We start from the raw sequence: 21,479 nt of genomic DNA on the forward strand, positions 1-21,479 counted from the left end.
ACCGTCACGCCTCTACGACGCACCCCACGCGTGTTCTGTTGAGTGTGCCCTGATGTCGTAACGGCGTGGGCTGCATCACGTGGGAAAATCACTTTTGTGGGCAGCAGCAGTGACGTTCCCGCGCTGCGGCGAGGGTTGGCGGTCCTCCGGCTGCTGGCGGGCAGACCGGGGCCCGTCTCCGCGGCGTCGGTCGCGCGCGAGCTCAACCTGCCCAGGTCCACGACCTACCACCTGCTCTCGGAGCTGACCGAGGCCGGTTTCGCGACGCACTTCCCCGAGGAGAAGCGCTACGGCCTGGGCGTCGCGGCGTTCGAACTCGGCTCCGCCTACCTGCGGCACGACCCGCTGGAGCGGCTGGCCCGCCCGCTGCTGCGCAAGCTCGCCGACCGGATGGAGAAGGTCGCGCACCTGGGCGTCCTGCACGGCGCCGAGGCGCTGTACCTGGTGCGCGAACAACCCCGTCAGCCGCAGTCGATCGTGTCCGACGTCGGCGTCCGGCTGCCCGCCCACCTGACGGCCTCGGGCCGCGCGATGCTGGCGAACCTGCCTCCGGCGCAGGTCAGGGCGTTGCTGCCGTCGGTGGCCTCGTTCGTCGACCGCACCGGCCGCGGCCCGCACAACCTGCCGGCGTTGCGCCGGCTGCTGACGCTGGAACGGCGGCAGGGCTGGTCGGTCGAGGACGGGTTCGTGACGGCCGGGTTCGCCTCGGTGGCCGCGCCGGTGTTCGACCACGGCGAGCGACCGATCGCGGCCATCACGCTGACGTTCCGGCACGTCTGCGACACGCCCTGCGGGCAGACGTGGCCCGACCTGGCCAAAGAGGTGCGCAAAGCGGCCGAGGAACTGACCGTCCGGATCGGCGGGCACGCGGCTCCGGGATAGTAGCCATGTACATAGTAGCCATGTACCGTATCTGCCATGAGCAGTGCGGAACCCACGCCTGGGCACCTCGTGTGGCGTCTGGCGATGAAGTGGCGGACGGCCGTTGACCGCGCGCTGGCCCCTCTCGGGCTGACGCACGCGCAGTACGTCGTGCTGTCGTCGCTGCTGGCCTTGGACCGCCCGTCCCAACGCGAACTCGCCGACCACGCGGGCCTGGAGGCGTTGTACGTCTCGAAACTGGCGCGCTCGTTGGAGGCGTCCGGGTTCATCTCGCGCACACGGGACGCCGTCGACACACGGACCGTGCGGCTCACCCTGACCCCACACGGCCTCTCGACGGTCGAACCTGCCGTCGAGCTGGTCCGCTCACTGCTGGACCGCCTGCTGGAGCCGCTGGGCGACAGGACCGGCGCGCTGTCCCGCGACCTGACCGCGCTGCTGGCCGTTCCCCTCTGAGGAGCCTCCGATGCCCGTTGTTCCCGTCCTCGACTCCTCGATCCACTACCTGGAGTCCGGCTCGGCGCCGCACGTGTTCCTGCACGGCAACCCGGGCTCGTCCCACTCCTGGCGCGACGTGCTGCCGGAACTGGGCGGTCTGGCCCCCGACCTGATCGGCATGGGCCGCTCCGGCAAGCCGGACGTCGAGTACTCGTTCGCCGACCACGCCCGCTACCTCGACGCGTGGTTCGACGTCCTCGAACTGGACCGCGTGGTGCTGGTGGGCCACGACTGGGGCGGCGCGCTCGCGTTCGACTGGGCGGCACGGCATCCCTCGCGCGTGGCCGGCATCGCGTTCTTCGAGACGATCGTGAAGCCGATGACCGGGTTCGAACTCCCCCTGCCCGCACAGGAACGGGTGCGCCGCTTCCGCACACCGGGGCTGGGCGAGGAACTGGTGCTGTCCGGCGACGGGTTCATCCGGCAGGCGTTCACCGGCGGTGTCCGCACACCGGTGTCCGAGGAGGACATGGCGGCCTACCTGGCGCCGTTCCCCGACGCCGCGAGCCGCCGCCCGGTGCTGGCGTGGGCGCGGCAGATGCCGTTCGACCGCGAACCGGTCGAACTGGTGCCGCGGATCGAGGCCTACGGCGAGTGGCTCGGCACGTCCGAGGTGCCGAAGCTGCTGGTGACGTTCGAGAACTCGCCGACGTTGCTCATCGGGCAGCAGCTTCAGGACTGGTGTTCGGAGAACATCGCCGCGCTGGACGTGGTGGCCGTGGGCGAGGCCGGACACCACGCGCAGGAGGACCGGCCGAAGGAGATCGCGGCGGCCATCGGCGCTTGGGCGGAGCACCACGGCCTGCTTGCATAGGGGCATGGGGGACATTCACATCGAGGAACTCGACTTCGCCAGTGCGGGTGAAGCCGATCAGCGCGCTCTGTTCGACCTGCAGGTGGCCTGGTGGAGCAGCGCCATGCCGGCACGGGAGCTGCCGGACCTCAGCGGATGGGTGCGGCGCCGGCTGGCGTCTGAAGTCGGCTGGGGCCGCCCGCGGTTCGCCGTGGCTCGGGAGAACGGACGCGTCGTCGGCTATGCGGACGGATATCTGCCGACGGCTGACAACGTGCACCTCGTCACGGGCAACGTCGTGGTGGATCCGCGGTGGCGAGGCCGGGGCATCGGTACCGCCCTGCTGAGGTTCGCACTGCGCCAGGCGAACCGGGAATCGGCCGAAGCCTCGTGGATTCCTGAAGGCAGCGAGGGCGTGCGGTGGGCCACCAACCGCGGTTTCGCCGTCGTCAGCGCGCTCACCTTGCAGGAGCTCGTACTCACCGATCCGCTGCCCGAGGTGGGCGAGGTACCGGCCGGGTACCGCCTGACGCAGTGGACGGGACGGGCGCCGGACGAACTCCTCGACGCCTACGTCGGCGCGCTCAACTCGGCGAAGGACCAGCCCATGGGCGACAGTGCGATCGAGCTCGCCACGCACACACGAGAACGGGTGCGGCTGGACGAAGAAGGCCTGTCAGCCACAGGCATCGACGTGTGGGTGGTCCTCGCGACACACGGCGACGAAGCTGCCGCGGTGACGGTGCTGCACCGGACTCTCTCGCGGCCTTCTGTTGGCCACCAACGGCATACCAGCGTGCTCCCCGCACATCGCGGCAAGGGGCTCGGCCGGCTGGTCAAAGCGCACCTGCTCCGCCAGCTGACCGGCATCAAGATCATCGAGACCGAGACGAACAGCACCAACGAGCACATGCGGCGGATCAACCACGCGCTCGGCTTCACCGACCGGATCACCACCGTCGACCTGAGCGCCCGAGTGGCCGATCTGAAGCTCTAGGAACGGCAACGGGGCGGACACCCGAAGGTGCCCGCCCCGTCCGTTGGTCAGGTCAGATGCCCGCGGAGGCGAGCCATTCCTTGGCGACCTTCTCCGGTTCCGGCTTGTCCGGCGCCGAGAGCTTCTGGTTCAGCTCCAGCAGGACCTTCGTGTCGAGCTTCTTCGAGATGGCGTTGAGGGTGTCGCGGACCTGCTGCGACGCCTTCTTCTCGTTGATGAGCGGCAGCACGTTCTGCGCGGCGAAGACGTTCTTCGGGTCTTCCAGCACCACGAACTCGTTGGCCTTGATGGCCGCGTCCGTCGTGAACAGGTCGGCCGCCTGCACCGTGTTGTCCTTCAGACCGGCGACGGTCAGCGGGCCGCCGACGTCGAGGGCCTTGAACTCCTTGAACTCGCAGGCGTACTTGGCCTTCAGACCCGGCAGGCCGTCCGGGCGGTTCTGGAACTCCGTCGGGCCGCCGAAGACCAGGTCCTTGCAGTACGGCACGAGGTCGTCGATCGACTTCAGGCTGTACTGCGCCGCGATCTGCTTCGTGACGACGACGGCGTCCTTGTCCTCGGCGGACGACTTGTCGAGCACGATGAGGTTCTGCGGCAACGCCTTCTTCAGCGCCGCGTACACCTCGTCGGAGCCGACCTCCTGCGCCTCCTTGTTGATGTACTTGAGGAGTACGCCGGAGTACTCCGGGATCAGGTCGATCGAGCCGTCCTGCACGCCCTTGTAGTAGAGCTCGCGGTTGCCGATGTTCAGCTTCTTGGACACCTTGACGCCCTTGGCGGCCAACGCTTCCGCATAGATCTCCGCGAGCAGGCGCGACTCCGGGAAGTTGCCCGAACCCACGACGATGGTGTCCGTCGGGGCCGGGTTGTTGGCGCCGCCCGTCAGCGGGTCACCACCGCACGCCGACAGAAGCATCACGGCAGCGACAGCCGTGGCGATGCGCTTCATCTGTTTCCTCCGGTTCCCACTGGACGCAATCCTGGCGAGACCGTCAGCCGTTGCAGGCCGGCGAACCCCAGGTCGACGAGAACGGCGAGCAGTGCCACGAGCACCGCGCCGGCGAGCATCTGTCCGAAATCCTGCAGGGCGAGGCCGTCGAAGACGAACCTGCCGAGTCCACCGGCGCCGGTGTAGGCGGCGATGGTGGCGGTCGCGACCACTTGCAGTGCGGCGCCGCGGAAACCGCCGAAGATCAAGGGAAGCGCGTTCGGGATCTCCACCTGGAGCAGGACGCCCGACTCGCGCATGCCGACGCCCCTCGCGGCGTCGACCGTCACCGGGTCGACCGCGCGGACGCCCGCGTACGTACCCGCCATGATCGGCGGGATCGCCAGCAGCACCAGCGCGACGTACACCGGGAAGTCGCCCAGGCCCGCCCACAGCACGACGAGGATCAGCACCGCCGTGGTCGGCAACGCCCTCAGGGCGTTGGAGAGTCCGACGATCACGAACCCGCCCTTGCCGGTGTGCCCGACGAACGCGCCGAGCGGGATCGCGATCAGCGCCGCGATCACCATGGTCAGCAGCGTGTAGCCGAAGTGCTCCAGCAACCGCACCGGAATCCCGGCCGAGCCGGACCAGTGCGCGGGATCGAAGAGCCAGCCCATTCAGCTCACCTCCCCACCCGTGCCCACGGCGTGAGCAGCCGTCCGACCAGCAGCAGCAGTCCGTCCGCGAGCAGCGCCAGCACCACCGTGCCGATCAGGCCCGCGAGGACCTTGTCGGTGTTGTCGGTCTGGTAGCCCTCGGTGAAGAGCTGGCCGTAGCCGCCGAGCCCGACGAGCGCGCCCACGCTCACCATGCTGATGTTCGACACGGTCGCGACCCGCAGACCGGCGATCGTGACCGGCAGCGCCAGCGGGAAGTCGACGGTGAGGAAGCGCCGCAGGGGCCGGAACCCCATCGCGTTCGCCGCGGCGACGACGTTGCCCGGCACCGCGGCCAGCGCGTCCGCGACCGCGCGCACCATCAGCGCGACCGTGTAGACCACCAGCGGCACGATGACGTTGATCTCGTCGAGGATCTTCACGCCGATCAGCACCGGCGTGATCACGATCAGCGCGATGGACGGGATCGTGAACAGGACGTTGGCGAACGGGAAGAGGACCGCGCGCGCCGTGTTCGACCGGCTCGCCCACCACCCGAGGGGGATGGCGAGCACGAAACCGATCAGCACCGGCACGACGGAGAGCCGGAGGTGCACCGCGGTGACTTCCCAGAACCTTTCCCAGTTCTCGAAAATCCAGGTCACTTCGGGACCTCACCCGCCGCGCGGGCCTTCGCGAGGGCCTGGATCACGTCGGCGGCCTGGACCACGCCCGTGACCGCACCGGCGCCGTCGACGACCACGCCGAGAGCGGACGGCGAGCTGAGCGCCGCGTCGAGCGCGCCGCGCAACGTCGTGCCGTCGTAGAGCGAGCCGCCGGAGATCAGGTCCTTCTCGGCGACCTCCACCTCACCGTCCACACCGGACAGCCAGCCCTTCGGCCGGTTCTCCTCGTCGACGACGAGGGTCCAGTCGGTGACGGTGATGCGCTCGCCGAGCTTGGCGGTGGTGACCGGGTGCACGGGCACGTCCGCGTGCAGGAACGTGAGGGTGCGGTAGCCGCGGTCCCGTCCGACGAACGAGGCCACGAAGTCGTTGGCGGGCGCGGCCAGCAGCTCGGTCGGCCGCGCGTACTGCGCGAGGTGCCCGCCCGTCTGGAACACCGCGACGCGCTCGCCGAGCTTGAGCGCCTCGTCGATGTCGTGCGTGACGAACACGATCGTCTTGTCGAGTTCCGCTTGCAGGCGAAGGAGTTCGTTCTGCAGGTCCTCGCGGACCACCGGGTCGACGGCGCTGAACGGCTCGTCCATCAGCAGCACCGGCGGGTCGGCCGCGAGCGCGCGGGCGACACCCACGCGTTGCTGCTGGCCGCCGGAGAGCTGCGCCGGGTAGCGCTTGCCGAAGTTCGCGTCGAGCCCGACGATCTCCAGCAGTTCCGCCGCGCGCGTGCGTGCCTTGCGTTTGTCCCAACCGGACAGAAGAGGAACGGTCGCGATGTTGTCGAGCACGGTCCGGTGCGGGAAGAGACCCGCCTGCTGGATCACGTAGCCGATGCCGCGCCGCAGCGTGGGCGGGTCGACGGTCAGGACGTCCTTGCCGTCCACCAGGATCGTGCCCGACGTGGGGTCGATCATGCGGTTGACCATGCGCAGGGACGTCGTCTTGCCACAGCCGGAAGGACCGACGAACACCGTGATGGTGCCCGCCTCGACCGTGAGGTCGAGCTCGTCGACAGCGATGGTCCCGTCCTCGAACCGCTTGGTTACGGCCCGGAACTCGATCACCCTTCGGATCCCTCCGGTCGTGACGACCACCCCGATTGGGCCGCCCTGGATGTAGATCCCAAAGACCTTAACTCGTTCGGCGTACCCCGGCACAGCGTTCCACTATGTGACGGCCCGTATGGTTTAGCGCTTGTGACGATCGATCAGGTCCGGCAGTTGGTAGCAGAGCGCGGCGTGCACGCCCGCAAGCTCCGCGAGGTGGTGTCCCTGCTCTCCGAGGACTGGCACCCGCTGGCTGAACTCGTGCGCATCCCCGCTGTGCCCCGCCGCACCGTGCAGGACCTGCTCAAGGCCCTCGGCGACGACGCCGAATCTTCAGGCGATCGTTACCGCATCGCTCCCGGCCTGGTCGCCTCGTACCGGTCGGCCTTCGGCGTTTCGGGTGTCCGCGACCACACGGACGTGCTGCGCCAGATCCTCGTGGACATCGCCGACGTCCCGCCGCCGCTGTCCTCGTTGGACCACGTGCAGGCCACGGCCGAGACGGCGCTGAACCGCGCGGTGTGGCTGGACTCGGCGTACGACCTGACGGGCAGGCGCCTGCTGTGCCTGGGCGACCACGACCTGACGTCGCTGGCCGTCGCCGCGGTCAACCCGCACGTGTCGATCACGGTCGTGGACCTGGACGAGCGCCTGCTGGAGTTCATCGACTCGCGGGCCGCCGCGCGCGGGCTCGACATTCGAACGTTGCACTGCGACATGCGTTTCGGGCTGCCCGCCTCACTCCTCGAGTCCTTCGACCTCGTCTTCAGCGACCCGCCCTACTCGCCGGAGGGCATGGGGCTGTTCGCCGGCCGCGGCATCGAGGCGCTGGAAGACATCGCTGCGGGCCGCCTGCTGCTCGCGTACGGCTACTCGGACCGCACGCCGGCCCTAGGCCTGAAGGTGCAGCAGGAACTGCAGAAGCTCGGCCTGGTGTTCGAGGCGATCCTGCCCGCGTTCCACCGCTTCGACGGCGCGCAGGCCATCGGCTCGGCCGCCGACCTCTACGTGTGCCGCCCCACGGGCCGTCGCGCGGTGTCCGGTGGCACGCGGATCTACACGCACGGCGCGCAGTCCGTGGAGTCGTCCGGGCCGTCGCAGGAAGCTTTGTCCGCGTTGTCCGACCTCGCTCCCCGCCCGGAGTCCTCGCCGCCGCCGAAGCCCCGTCCGGCGGGCTGGGCCGAGCCGGTCGGCAAGGGCGCGGCCTCGCTGGCCGTCGACCTGTCGGCGGACCCCGGTCCGTGGCTGCTGCGCACGCTCCTCGCCTCGTCGCCCGCGCGGCTGGCGTGCCTGGTGCCGAACAACCACCCGGCGGTCTCGTCGGAGGCCGGGCAGAAGGAACTGCAGGAACTGGTGGCGACCAGGTTCAGGTTGAAGTTCCTGCGCAACAACCCAGATGCCAAGACGACGATCGTCGTCGCCGATCAGGTGCTGACCGGGACGCTGTCGCTGGGCGAGCGCGCGGTCCGCGAGGTGCTGATGAAGGCGCACGGCAAGCTGCGCAACAGCTGGCGCGAGGCCCTGATCACCGCGTCGCAGGGCGTGCTGACCAAGAAGCAGGCAGCCGAGATCATCGACAACGCCCCGGTGGCGCAGGACGACCTCGAACTGCGGTTGATCGACCTGCCCAAGCACCGGATCGCGGCCCTGCTGCCCGAGATCTCAGCCAGCGCGGGGTATGTGGAGCGGCCCGAGAGCTAGCACCGCGCGGAACTCCTTGGGCGGCACGGGACGCGAGAACAACCAGCCCTGGTAGGCGTCCACGCCGACACCGCGCAGGACGTGGAACTGGGTGGCGGTCTCCACGCCCTCGGCGACGCACTTGCGTCCCATCGCACGGGCCATGTCGACGACGGCGCGGGCGACGGCGAAGTCCGAGGAGTCGTTGCCCACACCCGAAACGAAGCGCCGGTCCACCTTGATGATCTGGGCCGGCAGGTCCTTCAGGCGGGCCAGCGACGAGTAGCCGGTGCCGAAGTCGTCGACGGCGAACTGCACGCCGCGCTTCACCAGTTCGTCCATCGACTGGCGGACGCGGGACGGCAGGTCGACGAACGCCGTCTCGACCAGTTCCAGCACCACTCGTTCCCACGGGACGCCGGACTCCATGATCGCGGTCGACACGATGTCGACGAACTCCGGATCGCCCGGCACCAGGCCGGCGAGGTTCACCGCCACCGACACCGGGCGGCCGTCGGGCGCGGGCCAGGTCGAGGCCTCCTTCAACGCCGTCCGCAGCACCCAGCGGTCGAGTTCGCGCATCAGGTCGCCCTGCTCGGCGACCGGCAGGAACACGTCCGGCGGCAGCAGCCCGCGATCGGGATGCGGCCAGCGGACGAGGGCCTCGGCGGTCAGGATGGCACCGTCGACGCCGACGACGGGCTGGTAGTGCAGCGCCAGGCCGTCGTTCTGCAGGGCCTCGCGGAGCTGGCCTTCGAGGTGCACCTGGCGGTCCGCGGACGCGATCAGCGCGGCCGAGGCCAGCGACACCCGTCCGGCGCCGGCGCGCTTCGCCTCGAACATCGCGGCGTCGGCGAACCTGAGCAGGTCGGCGCCGTTGGCGCGTGAGCCGTTCGGCACGGCCGCACCGATCGAGGCCGAGACCCGGACCAGCTGGCCGTGCACCGGAACCGCGGTCCTCAGCAGCGACGCGACCCGTGTCGCGAGAGCGTCGACACCACCCACGGCGTCGAGGTCCTCGGCGATGATCACGTACTCGTCACCGGAGAGCCGGGCGGCGGTGCAGCCGTCCGGCAGGCCGCCTTCGAGGCGTCGCGCCAGGGCGACCAGGAGCTCGTCACCCGCGTCGTGGCCGAGGGAGTCGTTGACGCGCTTGAAGTTGTCGATGTCGCAGAACAGGACGGCGACCTTGGAGCGGCCGGGACCCTCCAGCAGCCTGCCGAGGATCTCCTTCACCAGCGCGCGGTTCGGGAGTCCGGTCAGCTCGTCGTGGGTGGCCTGGTGCCGCAACGCCTCGGCGGCGCGGCGGCGTTCGGTGATGTCCAGGAACACGATCAGCCAGAAGCGGCGGCCGTCGTCCTGCACGGACAGCGCGATGTGCAGTTCGCAGTAGACCTTCTCGCCGTCCGGGCGGACGAGGATGCGCTGCGGGATCTTCTGCGTGCGCTCCGCGGCCCACTGCAGGCCGGGCGAGGTGTCCTCGGGGTGGGTGAGCTGTTCGGCTGTCATGCCGCGCAGCTGTTCCAGTTCCATGCCGAGCAGGTCGCACAACGCGTCGTTGGCGTCGACCAGGCGCTCGCCCTCGTCGAACAGACCGATGCCCACCGGCGTCACGGACACGAGGTCGGTGAAGCGCTGCGAGGAACGCTTCATGCGCGTCTCGGCGGCACGTTGTTCGGTGACGTCCTGGGCGGTGCCGACGGCGAGCTGCTTGCCGTGCGCGTCGTGGACGATCATGCCGTGGCAGCGGAAGATCCGCGTCGATCCGTCGCGGCGCACCACGCGATGCTCGAACTGCGAGGCGACCTCGTCCACCACCAGCTGGCGGCAGGTGTCGTCGACCCAGCCGCGGTCCTCGGGGTGCACGAGGTCGAGGTAGGCCTGGTAGCTGCCGGGGAGTTCCGCGGGCAGGCCGAAGAGCTCGCGCAGCATGTCCGACCACACGACGTCACCGGTCGCCGGGTTCCATTCCCACATGCCCAGGCGGGCGGCCTGCTGCGCGTCGGCCAGTCTGCGGCGGTCCTCGCGCATCTGGCGTTCCAGCGCACGCGCCTCGGTGACGTCCTGGATGGTGCCGTGGTAGCGCTCGATGCGGCCGGACGGCGCGATCTCCGCGCGGGCACGGCACATGTAGACGCGCTCGCCGACCTCGCTGCGGACCTCGACCTCGACCGGTTCGCCGTCGCTCGCGTGCAGCAGCGAGTGCCTGATCGCCTTGACGGCCTCGCGGTCGTCCGGGTGCACGCCGCTGAGCAGGTCGTCGTCCGGGTGCATGCCCAGCTCGGCGTACATCTCCATCAGCACTTCGCTGCGGTGCACGGCGCGCGTGCCCGTCTCGTACGCCCAGCTGCCGATGCGGGCGATGCGCTGTGCCTCCAGCAGCCGCGCCCGTTCCTGGGCGAGGTCGGTGGCCGCGCGCTTCGACTCGGTCATGTCGCGGATGTAGCCGGTGATCTTGTCCAGGCTGCCGGCGTCGTCCAGCCTCGCCTCGGCGACGCCGCGGATCCACCGCAGCTGGCCGTCCGGGCGCACGATCCGGTACTCGATGTCGATCGGGTCGCCGGTGATCTCGCGACCGTGCCAGTACGTCTCCACCATCCGGTAGTCGTCCGGGTGCACGACGTCGAGAACGGCCTGCGCGCCCGGCACGACGCTGCCGCGTTCGAGTCCGAGCAGCTCGTAGTGCGTGTCCGACCAGACGGTCAGACCGGTCTGGGGGTCGAACTCCCACGAGCCCAGGTTCGCGACCCGCTGCACCTTGCGCAGCCGGCGCTGTTCGTCGCGCAGCGCGTCCGCGGCGGAGGCGAGGTCGGAGACGTCGATCAGCAGGACGGCCTGCAGGCCCGTGCCGGGAACGGCGTGCCGGGCGACGCGCACCGGCAGTTCGGTGCCGTCCGCGCGCAGCAGCCTCAGGTCGGCGGAGTTGCCGAGGAGCAGGTCATCGAGCGCGTGCCCGACCAGGTCGTCGGGGCCCTGCGCGACCGCGAGCTCCACGGCGGCGGGGTTCGCCTGCATGACGACACCCTTGGCGTCGACGAGCAACGACGGTGCGTCGGGCAGGGTCAGCCCGCCCAGCGTCATCGGAGGTTTCCCGTTCTCCGGGACAGCCGTCCGTGCACGGCTGTTCACCACCGTCGCGCGTCCCACCCACTTGGGCACCGGCCCACCCTCTCCCGCATCCACCGCCCGCGGCAATTCGGGTGGGCACGACAACGGCACCCGAACGGCGGCAAACACGAACCCTCTACTCAGGTGAACACCCGAGTAGAGGGACGGTAGCGCTTCAGAGCGTCATCGCCCACCCCTGCACGGGTTAACGAAAAGCCACGGTCGTGGTTCCGGTCCCCGTGAAGATGCAAATGAGTGGCGAATAGAAGGGCGTGATCAGGCGACTCCGTCGGCCTTCGCCGCGACGGCCACAGCCGCTGCGACCTCGGGTCCGACGCGCGGGTCCAATGCCGAGGGCACAATTCGGTCTGGGCCCAAATCATCCTTCGCGACCGCGAGAATGGCATCCGCGGCGGCGAGTTTCATGCCTTCCGTGATCCGTCGCGCACCCGCGTCGAGAGCCCCGCGGAAAATGCCGGGGAACGCGAGCACGTTGTTGATCTGGTTCGGGAAGTCGCTGCGGCCGGTGGCCACGATCGCGGCGTGCCGGGCGGCGACCTCCGGGTGCACCTCGGGGTCCGGGTTCGACAGCGCGAAGACGATCGAGCCGCTCGCCATGCTCGCGATCAGGTCCTCGGAGACCTTGGAGGACGAGACGCCGATGAAGACGTCCGCGCCCCGCAGCGCCACGTCGATGCCACCGTCGAGGTCGCTGGAGTTCGTGACCGCCGCGATCTCCTCCTTGACCGGGTTGAGCCCGGCCCGGCCCGCGCGGACGATGCCACGCGAGTCGATCAGCGTGATGTCGCCGGCACCGGCGGCGATGAGGATCTTGGCGATCGCGATGCCCGCGGCGCCCGCACCGGAGATGACCACCCGCTGGTCACCGATGTTCTTGCCGAGCACCGTGTTCGCACCGTTGAGCGCCGCCAGCGACACGACGGCCGTGCCGTGCTGGTCGTCGTGCATGACGGGGCAGTCGAGCGCCTCGATCAGCTTCCGCTCCAGCTCGAAGCAGCGCGGCGCGGAGACGTCCTCGAGGTTGACCGCGCCGAACGACGGGCGCAGCCGCACGAGCGTCTCGACGATCTCGTCCACGTCCGTCGTGTTGAGCACGAGCGGGATGGAGTCGAGGCCGCCGAACGTCTTGAACAGCGCGGACTTACCCTCCATGACGGGCAGCGACGCGCTCGGGCCGATGTCACCGAGACCGAGCACCGCGGTGCCGTCGCTGACGACGGCGACCAGGCGGTGCGCCCACGTGTACTTCGCGGCCAGTGAGGGGTCCTCGGCGATGGCCTTGCTCACTCGTGCGACACCGGGTGTGTACGCGATGGACAGCGCCTTCGGGTCAGCGAGCGAGGCGGTCGCGCCGACCTCGAGCTTCCCGCCCAGGTGCGCGTTGAAGATCTCCTCGTCCGTCAACTGCGTCGGATCGGAGTTCTCGATGCGGGCTTCGTTCACTGCTGTCACGGCGTCCCTCCTGCGGTGCGGGCGGCGTAGTGGCCCAGACGTGGGCTCATCACCAAACGGCGCACCGGCCCAGCGTTGTCACGCCGGGTACACGGGGCCTGGAAACTCGGTCGATGCCCTCCGACGAGTTGCGTCGCAGAACCGCCCGAGAGCTGCGGGTGACGGAAGTGTGGCAGGGTCGGGCGATGCTGTCTGCGGCGGGGATCACACTTTTTCCGCAGGTCAGAGGGCATGTAGCAAGACGTCCGTCCGGTTTTCTGCACCGACCGGTCAGTTTCTGCAGGCAGGAAGCACCCGATCGGTCAAGAAAGATTGACGCCTTAGAGTGACGGCATGCAGGCGAGTTCGCTGAAAATTGACGGCGCGTTCGAGTTCACCCCTCGGACATTTCCCGACGACCGCGGCGTGTTCGTCTCGCCGTACCAGGAGGCCGCCTTCGTGGAGGCGGTCGGCCACCCGCTGCGGGTGGCCCAGACCAACCACAGCGTCTCCCGCGCGGGGACGATCCGAGGCATCCACTACGCGGACGTGCCGCCGTCCCAGGCGAAGTACGTCTTCTGCCCGCGCGGCTCGTTCATCGACGTGATCGTGGACATCCGCGTCGGCTCGCCCACCTTCGGCCAGTGGGACGCCGTGCTGGTGACCTCCGAGAAGTGCAACGCGCTCTACCTCGCCGAGGGCCTGGGCCACGCGATGATCGCCCTGGAAGACGACACGACGATGAACTACCTCTGCTCCACCGCCTACAACCCGTCCGGCGAACACGGCCTGACGCCCCTCGACCCCGCACTCGACCTGCCGTGGCCACGCGAGCTCGAGTTCCAGCTCTCGGAGAAGGACACCGCGGCCCCCACCCTGTCCGAGGCCTACGAGGCCGGCGTGCTGCCGCGCTACGAGGACTGCCTGGCCCTGTACGCGTCCCTCAAAGCCTGAAACGAGGCCTCGGCCATAGTCGAGCTTTGACGACTCCGAGCACCTCCGCAGGTCCGAGGTGTTCGGAGTCCGTGCTCGCGAACGGGTTGTCTCCCACCACGTGCCACCCCCCGTCCACTTCGTGGGAGGCACGCTTCACCGACAGCTGGCCGGGCCGACCAGCCCACCGCACCAGCACGACCTGCCCGGGCCGGGGCGTCACACCCCACCTGACCAGCACGATGTCTTCGTCCCGCAGGGCAGGGACCATGGACGGACCCCGCACGAGCACGGTGGAGAGGCGCGGTCTCAACGATCACCCTTCGGTCAGCCGGAGTAAGGTTCTACGCGTCGGAGCATCCACTGTTTTTTCATTCTGGGAGGAACGATGCGACTCGTGTCGCGCATTCTCCGCCCGCGCGTCGAAGCCACCGCGCACTGCGACCTGCCGTGCGGTGTCTACGACCCGGCGCAGGCCCGCATCGAGGCCGAGTCCGTCAAGGCGGTCCAGGAGAAGTACCAGGCCAACGAGGACCCGGAGTTCCGGGAGCGCGCCGTCCTGATCAAGGAGCAGCGCAGCGAGCTCGTCAAGCACCACCTGTGGGTGCTGTGGACGGACTACTTCAAGCCGCCGCACTTCGAGAAGTACCCCGAACTGCACGACCTGTTCAACCGCGCCACCAAGGCCGCGGGTGCGAGCGGCACGAAGGGGTCCATGGACCCGGCTTCGGGCCAGGCGCTGCTGGACCTGATCGCGCAGATCGACAAGATCTTCTGGGAGACCAAGCAGGGCTGAGCCCCGCACCGGTTTCACCGAACGGCGCCGCTCCCCAGTCAGGGGAGCGGCGCCGTTCGTCGTAAGTGCATCCCTCGCGGCGCCCCACGCGATGCCGCAGGCGAGCCGTCTTCCCGCACGCGAAGCCGCAGGCGAGCCGTCCTTCCCGCACGCGAAGCCGCAGGCGAGCCGTCCTTCCCGCACGCGAAGCCGCAGGCGAGCCGTCCTTCCCGCACGCGAAGCCGAAGGCGAGCCGCCCTCCCGCAAGGCAAGGGCGGTGGGGTCCCATCACGAGTCGCGCCATAGCTCTTGCTGCATGTGAAAAGGGGTGTCAACTCGACACGCTTTTCGTCGAGTTGACACCCCTTCTCACATGTGGCCCGCTCTTGGTGCGACTCGTGATGGGACCCCACCGCCAAACGCACCGAGCTACGCAACAGGCAGCCGCCCAACGCAACAGGCGTGCCATCCACCCGCTGACGGCGTGGACCCCCTGATCAGATTGCCGGGGTCTGGGGCAGAGCCCCAGGAAAACGCACGCAACGCAACCAGGCCGCCCGCAATCCAACCACCCACCTACGCCGCCTTCCGAACCTTGCCGATCACCTCGAAGTCCTTCCCAGCAAACGAAACCCCCTCAAACCGCAGCCGAACCTGTTCCTCACCCGAGTTCCGCAGGAGCCACTCGGCACCAACGTCCGTAGTGGACACTTCAGCCCGGCGAGGAAGGTGGGTTCCGGCGCGGCCAACGCGGGCAGCACCGGTAGTACCGCGCCCAGCAGAACGGCTATCAAGAACGCGATCGTGCGACGCATGAGCGGGGCCCCTCAAAGGACGATCCACTCCGTTCTAGCCACGTCGCACAACATCCGGCACGCGATTCCGGCGGAATCCGCCAATCAAAACGACAACCCAGCCGGGAGTACCACGTCGTTCAGCCCAGGACCGGGGTTTCAGCCTCTTCCGCCCGGAAGATCGTGGTCCAGGTCGACTCCAGCACCGACACGACGCTCCCCATCGCCGCGCCATGCTCCTCGGACCCGGTCCGGTGCGGTTCCGCGAGCCCCTGCCAATCCAGCACGTACCCCATCGTCATTCCCCCTCAGAACTGCGATCAGGACTTCCCAGGGAAGCAGGAGGTCCCGGCAGTGCGCCCGCATTTCGAGCACAGCCGAAATGCCACCGGTGTCCGGTGGTCGGGGATTTCCGCGCGAATCAGGCCCGGCGTCCTCTGGGGTCCGTGTCGCGCTCGTTCTGGCTCAGCTTGTTCCAGGTCGAGGTCAGCTCCGTGCGGATGCGTGCGACACGAACCCCGAAGGCCTCGCGGATCTCCTGGGCGTCGACCTCGTCGGGGGCGCCGTGGTGGGGGTGCTCGGCGGTCATGGCGCGCTGGGTACCTCAAAGGAGGACTCCTCCAAACGTGCTCCCCGTCACTGCCTAGGATCGAACAGGTGAGCACCCACCTCTACCTGCTGCGTCACGGCCAGACCGAGTGGTCCGAAAGCGGCAGGCACACGGGACGCACTGACATCGAGCTGACGCCCGAGGGCGAGCAGCAAGCACGCCGCGCGGGCGCCACGCTCGCACGGCTCAGAGGCACCGACCAAGCACCCGCACTCGTGCTGACGAGTCCCCGCAAGCGCGCCACCAGGACGGCCGCGCTGGCGGGTCTGGAGGTCAGCGCGACGACCGAGGACCTGGCCGAGTGGGACTACGGCGACTACGAGGGCATCACCACGCCGCAGATCCGCGAGCGCGTGGCCGGCTGGACGGTGTGGTCGCACCCGATGCCGAACGGCGAGACGCACGCCGAGGTGCAGGACCGGGCGCGCAAGGTGCTCGGCGAGGTCCGCAAGATCCTGCCCGGCGGCGACGTCGTGCTGGTCGGCCACGGGCACTTCAGCCGAGTGCTGATCGCGGCGTGGCTCGGCCTCGCGCCCGACCAGGGCGTCCACTTCGGACTGGACCCGGCCGGCATCTGCCAGCTGGGCGACGAGCGGGGCGACCCGCAGGTGCGCAGGCTCAACGTGCCCGCGTGGGAGGTGTGATGATCCGGCGGGTCGAACCGCGTGACGTCGACGCGGTCGTGGGCCTGGTCCACGAACTGGCGCTGTACGAGAAGGCGCCCGAGCAGTGCCACCTCACCGCGGAACAGTTGCACACCGCGCTGTTCGACGAGGACGCCGCGCTGTTCGGTCACGTGGCCGAAGTGGACGGTCAGGTCGTCGGTATCGCGTTGTGGTTCCTCAACTTCTCGACGTGGGACGGCGTGCACGGCATCTACCTCGAAGACCTCTACGTCACGCCGGACCAGCGCGGCAACGGGCTGGGCAAGCAGCTCCTGGAAGCGCTTGCCCAGGAGTGCGTCGCGAAGGGCTACACCCGTCTGCAGTGGTGGGTGCTCAACTGGAACGAGCCCAGCATCGGCTTCTACAAGTCGCTGGGCGCGGTGCCGATGGACGAGTGGACGACGATGCGCGTCGCGGACGAGGCCCTGGTCAGGCTCGGCTCTGCACGCTGAAGGTTGACGGAAGGTCTCAAAAGGCTCACGAAAAGGGAATTCCACACAGGACGGGTCCACGTCCCTGGCAGCGTCCCCGCTCGCCGATCCCCCGGCACCAAGTAAGCGTGGAAAGAAGGAAAGACCGTGGACCCGTCACAGCCGACTCTCACCGAGGCGGACACCGCCGCACTGCTCGGGACGCTCGCCGTCTTCGGCATCATCGGCCTCATCATCACCGTCATCGCGATCGTCGTCATGTGGAAGACGTTCGCGAAGGCCGGCCAGCCGGGCTGGGCCGCGATCGTCCCGATCTACAACCTCTACGTGCTGACGCAGATCGGCGGCCGTCCCGGCTGGTGGACCGTCCTGCTGCTGATCCCCGGCGTGAACGTCGTGGTGCTCGCGATCCTGTCGATCGACGTCGCGAAGTCGTTCGGCAAGGACGCCGTCTTCGGCATCGTGGGCCTCTGGCTGTTCAGCATCGTCGGCTACGCGATCCTCGGCTTCGGCAACGCGCAGTACCGCGGCCCGGCGGCTCTCGTCGGCGCCCAGGGCGCGTACCGGGGCTGACACGCCTGAGCACGACCAGGCCGGGCCACGAAGTCACCCTGTACTTCAGGCCCGGCCTTCGTCATGCCTGGGGCAGTTAGACCATTCCGACGGCGCCGTACGTCGACGCGTCGGCTGCGGCGGACGTACCGGGGACTTCGCCGTCCGCCCTCCAGTGGGCGGCGAGCACCAGCCCGGGCTCCAGCAGTTTCAGGCCGCAGAGGAACTCCTCCACGTCCTGCTTGGACCGCGGCACGAGCGTCGAGCCCATGTCGTCCCCGAGGCCGACCAGCCGGCCGACGAGCTCCGGCTCCACGTCCTTCGTGAGGTGCGTCATGGCGAGGACGCTGCCCTCGGACAACGCGGCCCGGTAGCGCGCGATGACGCCCGCGGGCTCGTCGGTGACGTACGGCAGAACGCCGACCATCAGCACGGCGGCCGGCTGGGTGAAGTCGATGAGGCGGCGCGTCTCCGGGTGCCGCAGCACGGCGCCGACGTCGCAGATGTCGGACTGCACGATGGCGGCGTTGAGGTTGTCGCGCAGCATCGTGCGGGCGTGGGCCACGGTCACCGGGTCGCTGTCGACGTAGACGACGTTGCACGACGGGTCGAGCGACTGCGCGATCTCGTGGACGTTGCCGGCGGTCGGGATGCCGCTGCCCAGGTCGAGGAACTGGCGGATGCCGTGCTCCTCGACGCACAGGCGCACCACGCGGCGCGAGAAGGACCTGATCGTGCGCGCCATCTCGGCGACGGGGAACTTCTGGATGATCTCCTCGGCCAGCACGCGGTCGACCGCGAAGTTGTGCGCTCCGCCGAGGTAGTAGTCGAACAGCCGAGCCACGTTCGGGCGTTCGGAATCGCCTTTTGTCGTCACCCGCTGCGGGCCGTCCTGCACTGGGCACCTCACCATGCTCCCGAGCGGCGCGAACGCTGGAGGCACGGTAACTGGCTACTCCGTTCGTGTCCATCCACCATTAGTGGTCACGTAGGGTGATGGCCCCCGGCCGGAGCCGGGGGCCATCGCAGGGTTACCGCTGGTCGATCAGGGTTCGTCAGACTCCCGTGTACTGGGTGATCCAGCTGCGGTAGGGGCCGTGGTTGACGCTGGTGTAGTTGGACCGCGTCGAACGGTCCGACGTCGAGGCGACGCCGACCTGACGGCCGTTGGCGAACATCGGGCCGCCGGAGTCACCGCCGGCCGCGATGCCGTCGACCCTGGTCACCGAGATGGCGACGCCACCGCGGTAGTCCTTGCCGTTGGTGCTCGTGACGCGCGTGTTCGCGACCTTCAGGTAGCGCGACTGGCAGTTGATCTCCGGCTGGTTGGTGCACGTGGCACCCCAGCCGTAGAGCTGCACGGTCTGGTTGGTCGAGACACTCGCGACGAGCGGGGCGAACGGGCCGGACATCGCCGGGGAGACCCTGGCCAGCGCCAGGTCCGCCGACGGGTGCTTGATGATCTGGCTGGCGGTGACCATCTGGCCACCGGAGGTCTGGTCCAGGCTGCCCGCGCGGAACGTGTAGGTGGCGCTGCTCGCCACGCAGTGCTCAGCCGTCAGGATCCAGTTGGGCGCGATCTTCGTGGCGGAGCAGTTCTCCCGCCCGTTGGCGAACAGGCGCGCCGCGTAGGGGAAGTTCTGGGCGTAGCTGCCGCCAATGATCATCGGCGACATGTCCGGGTTCTCCGGAGCGGCCGTGGCGGTGGCAGGGGCGAGGGAGAGAGCCGCCAGGACGGCGCCCGCGATCGCAATGGGGAAACGCATGGTTGGTCACCTCGGTGAGTGCAGGGAGTGGTTAAGCAACCACGCACAGCTTCACCCGGCCGTGTGACTGTGACCACCCTCCGTTAGTCGGATTTGTCACCTTCCGATACGTCGTCGAAGCCCATCGCCCACTTGCGGCCGTCATTGGTGAACAGGAAGACGAGAACGACGACGCAGTAAATGCCGCCCAGCGAGCCGAGCAGCGGCTGCTCCGAGGGCCCGTACGCGTACCAGGCGCAGCCGAGCAGCAGCAGCTGCGTGACGATCACGGGCGATCGGGCGCCGTGGTGGCCGCGGAACAACATCACCGTCGCGAGAAGCGCTCCGCCGAACCAGAGCACGAGCACACCGGCGGCGCCGAGGATGGGGCCGGCGGGCGTCGATCCCCCGATCACCCGGATGACGAGCGCGACGGCCAGCGCGATGCCGCCCAGGGCCTGCACGAAGGTGAGCGCGGACGCGATGCGCACCGCGCGCGGCGGCGCCTGGAGCCGAGTGGTCACGGGAGACCTTTCATCACGTTCTGTACTGGTCACGGATCGTAGGCCACCCGGTTGGAGGGCTCTCCCAGCACGTCTCGCGCGGGAAGATCAAGGGGCCTTCAGCGAGCCGGCGGTCGTCCGGGGTGCACTCGGCTGCGAGGTGAACGCGGTGCTGACGGAAGGGAGATTTACGCCACTTTCGTGAGGCTGAAGCCACCCTGAGGGAGGACATGCGAGCCGCGGACGGTCACGCACTGTCTTACTCTCAAGTGGTGCGCGCTCTTCTCGTGGTGAACCCGCAGGCGACTACAACGACGCCGGCGGGTCGTGACGTGTTGGCGCACGCACTCGCGAGCGACGTGAAGCTGGAGGTCATCGAGACCTCCTACCGCGGCCACGCGGCGGACGCCGCCCACCAGGCGGCGGCGGACGGGTTCGACCTGGTCATCGCCCACGGCGGCGACGGCACGGTCAACGAGGTGGTCAACGGCATCCTGCGCGGCGGCCCCCGCCCCGAGAAGCCGATGCTGGGCGTCGTGCCCGGCGGTTCGGCCAACGTCTTCGCGGGCGCGCTCGGCATTCCGCGCGACCCCGTCGAGGCCACCCACGTCCTGCTGCAGGCGATCGAGCACAGCACCAGGCGGCGAATCGGCCTCGGGCAGGTCTTCGCGGACGTCATCGAGAACGGCCGCTGGTTCACCTTCAACGCGGGCATGGGTCTCGACGCCGATGTCGTCGCGGGCGTGGAACACAAGCGCGCCAAGGGCCGCAACGCGAGTCCCGCCCTGTACCTGAGCGTCGCCCTCGGGGCGTACGCGCAGCTCGTGCGCAAGCCGCAGCACTTCACCGTCGAGATTCCGGACGAGCCGCCGTTCGACGACGTCGGCATGGTGTTCGTGTCGAACACCGATCCGTGGACGTACTTCGGCGACAAGGCGATCCAGCTCAACCCCAGCACGTCGTTCGACGGCGGCCTGGGTTTGAGTGCGTTGAGGACTTTGCGGGTACCCACCGTCGGGCGCTACATCGCCCAGGTCCTCACGACGGGGAATCCGAAGGGCGGAAATCTCGTTCGGCGTGATGACGTGGGTTATGTCAGAGTGAAGTGCGAGGAGCCGGCGAACCTGCAGGTCGACGGAGATTTCCTCGGGACGACCACGGCGGTGGAGTTCCGGGCGGTCCCGGACGCGTTGACTGTTGCCCTGTAAGGACCTTTACAGTCCGTGATCAGTTCGTGACCGTCTCGGTACCTAGCCGGGATGTACTGCAGTCGAGTGACAGCAGAGCGTGAAACCCCAGGTGAACGCTGTCGATCTTTTGGGTGAGTTCACTCACCGGGTCAGTGGTTACCCCTTGACATCCCAGCCGTTCGTGAAAGCATTCACAAGCACCCCAAAAACGACCGCTGACAACCGGCGTGCCTTTGTGCGCGCCCACTCGCTGAGGAGTAGTTCCAATGGACTGGCGCCACCGCGCGATCTGCCGCGACGAGGACCCCGAGCTGTTCTTCCCCGTTGGGAACAGTGGTCCCGCGCTGCTTCAGATCGCCGAGGCGAAGACCGTCTGCCGCCGCTGCCCCGTCGTCTCCGACTGCCTCGCGTGGGCACTCGAGAGCGGCCAGGACGCCGGCGTGTGGGGCGGGATGAGCGAAGACGAGCGCCGCGCTCTCAAGCGCCGCAACGCCCGCACGCGGGCCCGCAGCAACGCCTGACCAGGCAGTTAGCCGCGAACCAACCACAAAGAAGAAG

General features: G+C 68.8%; 24 protein-coding genes. 12 read left to right on the plus strand and 12 right to left on the minus strand.

What is annotated here, in order from left to right; all coding sequences use genetic code 11:
• Positions 1–96 precede the first annotated feature (96 nt).
• From DFR72_RS08690 to DFR72_RS08705, 4 genes are read left to right on the plus strand one after another with little or no spacing between them, the layout of a single operon-like run.
• Complete coding sequence (locus tag DFR72_RS08690; protein ID WP_090067376.1) at positions 97–882, plus strand: IclR family transcriptional regulator; 786 nt, start codon at positions 97–99, stop codon at positions 880–882.
• A 36-nt stretch (positions 883–918) separates the two neighbouring features.
• Positions 919–1,338, plus strand: a complete 420-nt coding sequence (locus DFR72_RS08695) for a MarR family winged helix-turn-helix transcriptional regulator (RefSeq protein WP_090067375.1) — start codon at positions 919–921, stop codon at positions 1,336–1,338.
• 10 nt (positions 1,339–1,348) lie between these two features.
• Positions 1,349–2,194, plus strand: a complete 846-nt coding sequence (locus DFR72_RS08700; protein ID WP_090067374.1) for a haloalkane dehalogenase — start codon at positions 1,349–1,351, stop codon at positions 2,192–2,194.
• Between the two features lie 4 nt (positions 2,195–2,198).
• Positions 2,199–3,170 (plus strand): GNAT family N-acetyltransferase, encoded by a 972-nt coding sequence (locus DFR72_RS08705; protein ID WP_090067373.1) that lies wholly within the window; start codon positions 2,199–2,201, stop codon positions 3,168–3,170.
• Between the two features lie 52 nt (positions 3,171–3,222).
• Here the strand turns inward: DFR72_RS08705 and DFR72_RS08710 are convergent, their stop codons facing one another.
• Genes DFR72_RS08710 through DFR72_RS08725 form a run of 4 tightly spaced genes read right to left on the minus strand, consistent with a single transcriptional unit; the run spans position 3,223 to position 6,501 of the window.
• A complete protein-coding gene (locus DFR72_RS08710; protein WP_090067372.1) occupies positions 3,223–4,119 on the minus strand; it encodes an ABC transporter substrate-binding protein in 897 nt (298 codons plus the stop codon).
• On the minus strand, positions 4,116–4,778 hold the full coding sequence (locus DFR72_RS08715) for an ABC transporter permease (protein ID WP_090067371.1): 663 nt from the start codon (positions 4,776–4,778) through the stop codon (positions 4,116–4,118). Before DFR72_RS08715 ends, DFR72_RS08710 begins: the two co-directional genes overlap by 4 nt.
• 5 nt (positions 4,779–4,783) lie before the next feature.
• Complete coding sequence (locus DFR72_RS08720) at positions 4,784–5,422, minus strand: ABC transporter permease (protein ID WP_090067370.1); 639 nt, start codon at positions 5,420–5,422, stop codon at positions 4,784–4,786.
• Positions 5,419–6,501: an ABC transporter ATP-binding protein gene (locus DFR72_RS08725; RefSeq protein WP_090067497.1), complete on the minus strand. Its 1,083-nt coding sequence runs from the start codon at positions 6,499–6,501 to the stop codon at positions 5,419–5,421. Before DFR72_RS08725 ends, DFR72_RS08720 begins: the two co-directional genes overlap by 4 nt.
• Before the next feature lie 132 nt (positions 6,502–6,633).
• Here DFR72_RS08725 and DFR72_RS08730 point away from each other — a divergent pair, with 132 nt between their 5' ends.
• Positions 6,634–8,184, plus strand: a complete 1,551-nt coding sequence (locus DFR72_RS08730; RefSeq protein WP_090067369.1) for a bis-aminopropyl spermidine synthase family protein — start codon at positions 6,634–6,636, stop codon at positions 8,182–8,184.
• On the opposite strand, the gene DFR72_RS08735 is transcribed toward DFR72_RS08730, so the two are convergent.
• Together DFR72_RS08735 and DFR72_RS08740 are read right to left on the minus strand one after the other, a co-directional pair.
• Positions 8,146–11,322, minus strand: coding sequence for a bifunctional diguanylate cyclase/phosphodiesterase (locus tag DFR72_RS08735; RefSeq protein WP_245982666.1), 3,177 nt, complete (start codon positions 11,320–11,322; stop codon positions 8,146–8,148). The genes DFR72_RS08730 and DFR72_RS08735 overlap by 39 nt on opposite strands.
• Before the next feature lie 225 nt (positions 11,323–11,547).
• Positions 11,548–12,744 (minus strand): NAD(P)-dependent malic enzyme, encoded by a 1,197-nt coding sequence (locus DFR72_RS08740; RefSeq protein WP_245982668.1) that lies wholly within the window; start codon positions 12,742–12,744, stop codon positions 11,548–11,550.
• A 333-nt stretch (positions 12,745–13,077) separates the two neighbouring features.
• Between DFR72_RS08740 and DFR72_RS08745 the strand changes: the two genes are divergently transcribed.
• Complete coding sequence (locus tag DFR72_RS08745) at positions 13,078–13,677, plus strand: dTDP-4-dehydrorhamnose 3,5-epimerase family protein (RefSeq protein ID WP_090067367.1); 600 nt, start codon at positions 13,078–13,080, stop codon at positions 13,675–13,677.
• On the opposite strand, the gene DFR72_RS08750 is transcribed toward DFR72_RS08745, so the two are convergent.
• Entirely contained in the window at positions 13,667–13,948 is a 282-nt protein-coding gene (locus tag DFR72_RS08750) for a S24 family peptidase (protein ID WP_342768637.1), read from the minus strand. The genes DFR72_RS08745 and DFR72_RS08750 overlap by 11 nt on opposite strands.
• Positions 13,949–14,044: 96 nt before the next feature.
• Here DFR72_RS08750 and sodN point away from each other — a divergent pair, with 96 nt between their 5' ends.
• The gene (sodN, locus tag DFR72_RS08755; RefSeq protein ID WP_030476597.1) at positions 14,045–14,452 is read left to right on the plus strand and encodes a superoxide dismutase, Ni; all 408 of its coding nucleotides are present in this window, start codon (positions 14,045–14,047) and stop codon (positions 14,450–14,452) included.
• Positions 14,453–15,365: 913 nt separating this feature from the next.
• Here sodN and DFR72_RS45395 read toward each other — a convergent pair.
• Entirely contained in the window at positions 15,366–15,521 is a 156-nt protein-coding gene (locus DFR72_RS45395) for a hypothetical protein (RefSeq protein ID WP_170176180.1), read from the minus strand.
• A 125-nt stretch (positions 15,522–15,646) separates the two neighbouring features.
• Positions 15,647–15,814, minus strand: coding sequence for a hypothetical protein (locus tag DFR72_RS45400; protein WP_170176181.1), 168 nt, complete (start codon positions 15,812–15,814; stop codon positions 15,647–15,649).
• Between the two features lie 68 nt (positions 15,815–15,882).
• On the opposite strand from DFR72_RS45400, the gene DFR72_RS08760 reads away from it, so the two are divergent.
• From DFR72_RS08760 to DFR72_RS08770, 3 genes are all read left to right on the plus strand, one after another.
• Complete coding sequence (locus DFR72_RS08760; protein WP_090067366.1) at positions 15,883–16,479, plus strand: histidine phosphatase family protein; 597 nt, start codon at positions 15,883–15,885, stop codon at positions 16,477–16,479.
• The gene (locus tag DFR72_RS08765; RefSeq protein ID WP_090067365.1) at positions 16,479–16,952 is read left to right on the plus strand and encodes a GNAT family N-acetyltransferase; all 474 of its coding nucleotides are present in this window, start codon (positions 16,479–16,481) and stop codon (positions 16,950–16,952) included. The genes DFR72_RS08760 and DFR72_RS08765 overlap by 1 nt, the downstream gene beginning before the upstream one ends.
• Before the next feature lie 126 nt (positions 16,953–17,078).
• A complete protein-coding gene (locus DFR72_RS08770) occupies positions 17,079–17,504 on the plus strand; it encodes a DUF5684 domain-containing protein (protein WP_245982670.1) in 426 nt (141 codons plus the stop codon).
• Positions 17,505–17,580: 76 nt separating this feature from the next.
• Here the strand turns inward: DFR72_RS08770 and DFR72_RS08775 are convergent, their stop codons facing one another.
• The 3 genes from DFR72_RS08775 to DFR72_RS08785 form a co-directional block, all read right to left on the minus strand.
• Entirely contained in the window at positions 17,581–18,396 is an 816-nt protein-coding gene (locus DFR72_RS08775) for an SAM-dependent methyltransferase (protein WP_256239421.1), read from the minus strand.
• 142 nt (positions 18,397–18,538) lie between these two features.
• Positions 18,539–19,249, minus strand: a complete 711-nt coding sequence (locus DFR72_RS08780) for a S1 family peptidase (RefSeq protein ID WP_090067364.1) — start codon at positions 19,247–19,249, stop codon at positions 18,539–18,541.
• Positions 19,250–19,332: 83 nt separating this feature from the next.
• Entirely contained in the window at positions 19,333–19,752 is a 420-nt protein-coding gene (locus DFR72_RS08785; RefSeq protein WP_090067363.1) for a hypothetical protein, read from the minus strand.
• A gap of 251 nt (positions 19,753–20,003) precedes the next feature.
• Between DFR72_RS08785 and DFR72_RS08790 the strand changes: the two genes are divergently transcribed.
• Both DFR72_RS08790 and DFR72_RS08795 read left to right on the plus strand, forming a co-directional pair.
• Positions 20,004–20,939: a diacylglycerol/lipid kinase family protein gene (locus tag DFR72_RS08790; protein ID WP_090067492.1), complete on the plus strand. Its 936-nt coding sequence runs from the start codon at positions 20,004–20,006 to the stop codon at positions 20,937–20,939.
• 248 nt (positions 20,940–21,187) lie between these two features.
• Entirely contained in the window at positions 21,188–21,442 is a 255-nt protein-coding gene (locus tag DFR72_RS08795; RefSeq protein ID WP_015104912.1) for a WhiB family transcriptional regulator, read from the plus strand.
• Positions 21,443–21,479: the final 37 nt, after the last annotated feature.

The organism is Lentzea flaviverrucosa, assembly GCF_003350445.1.
Lineage (GTDB): Bacteria > Actinomycetota > Actinomycetes > Mycobacteriales > Pseudonocardiaceae > Lentzea > Lentzea californiensis.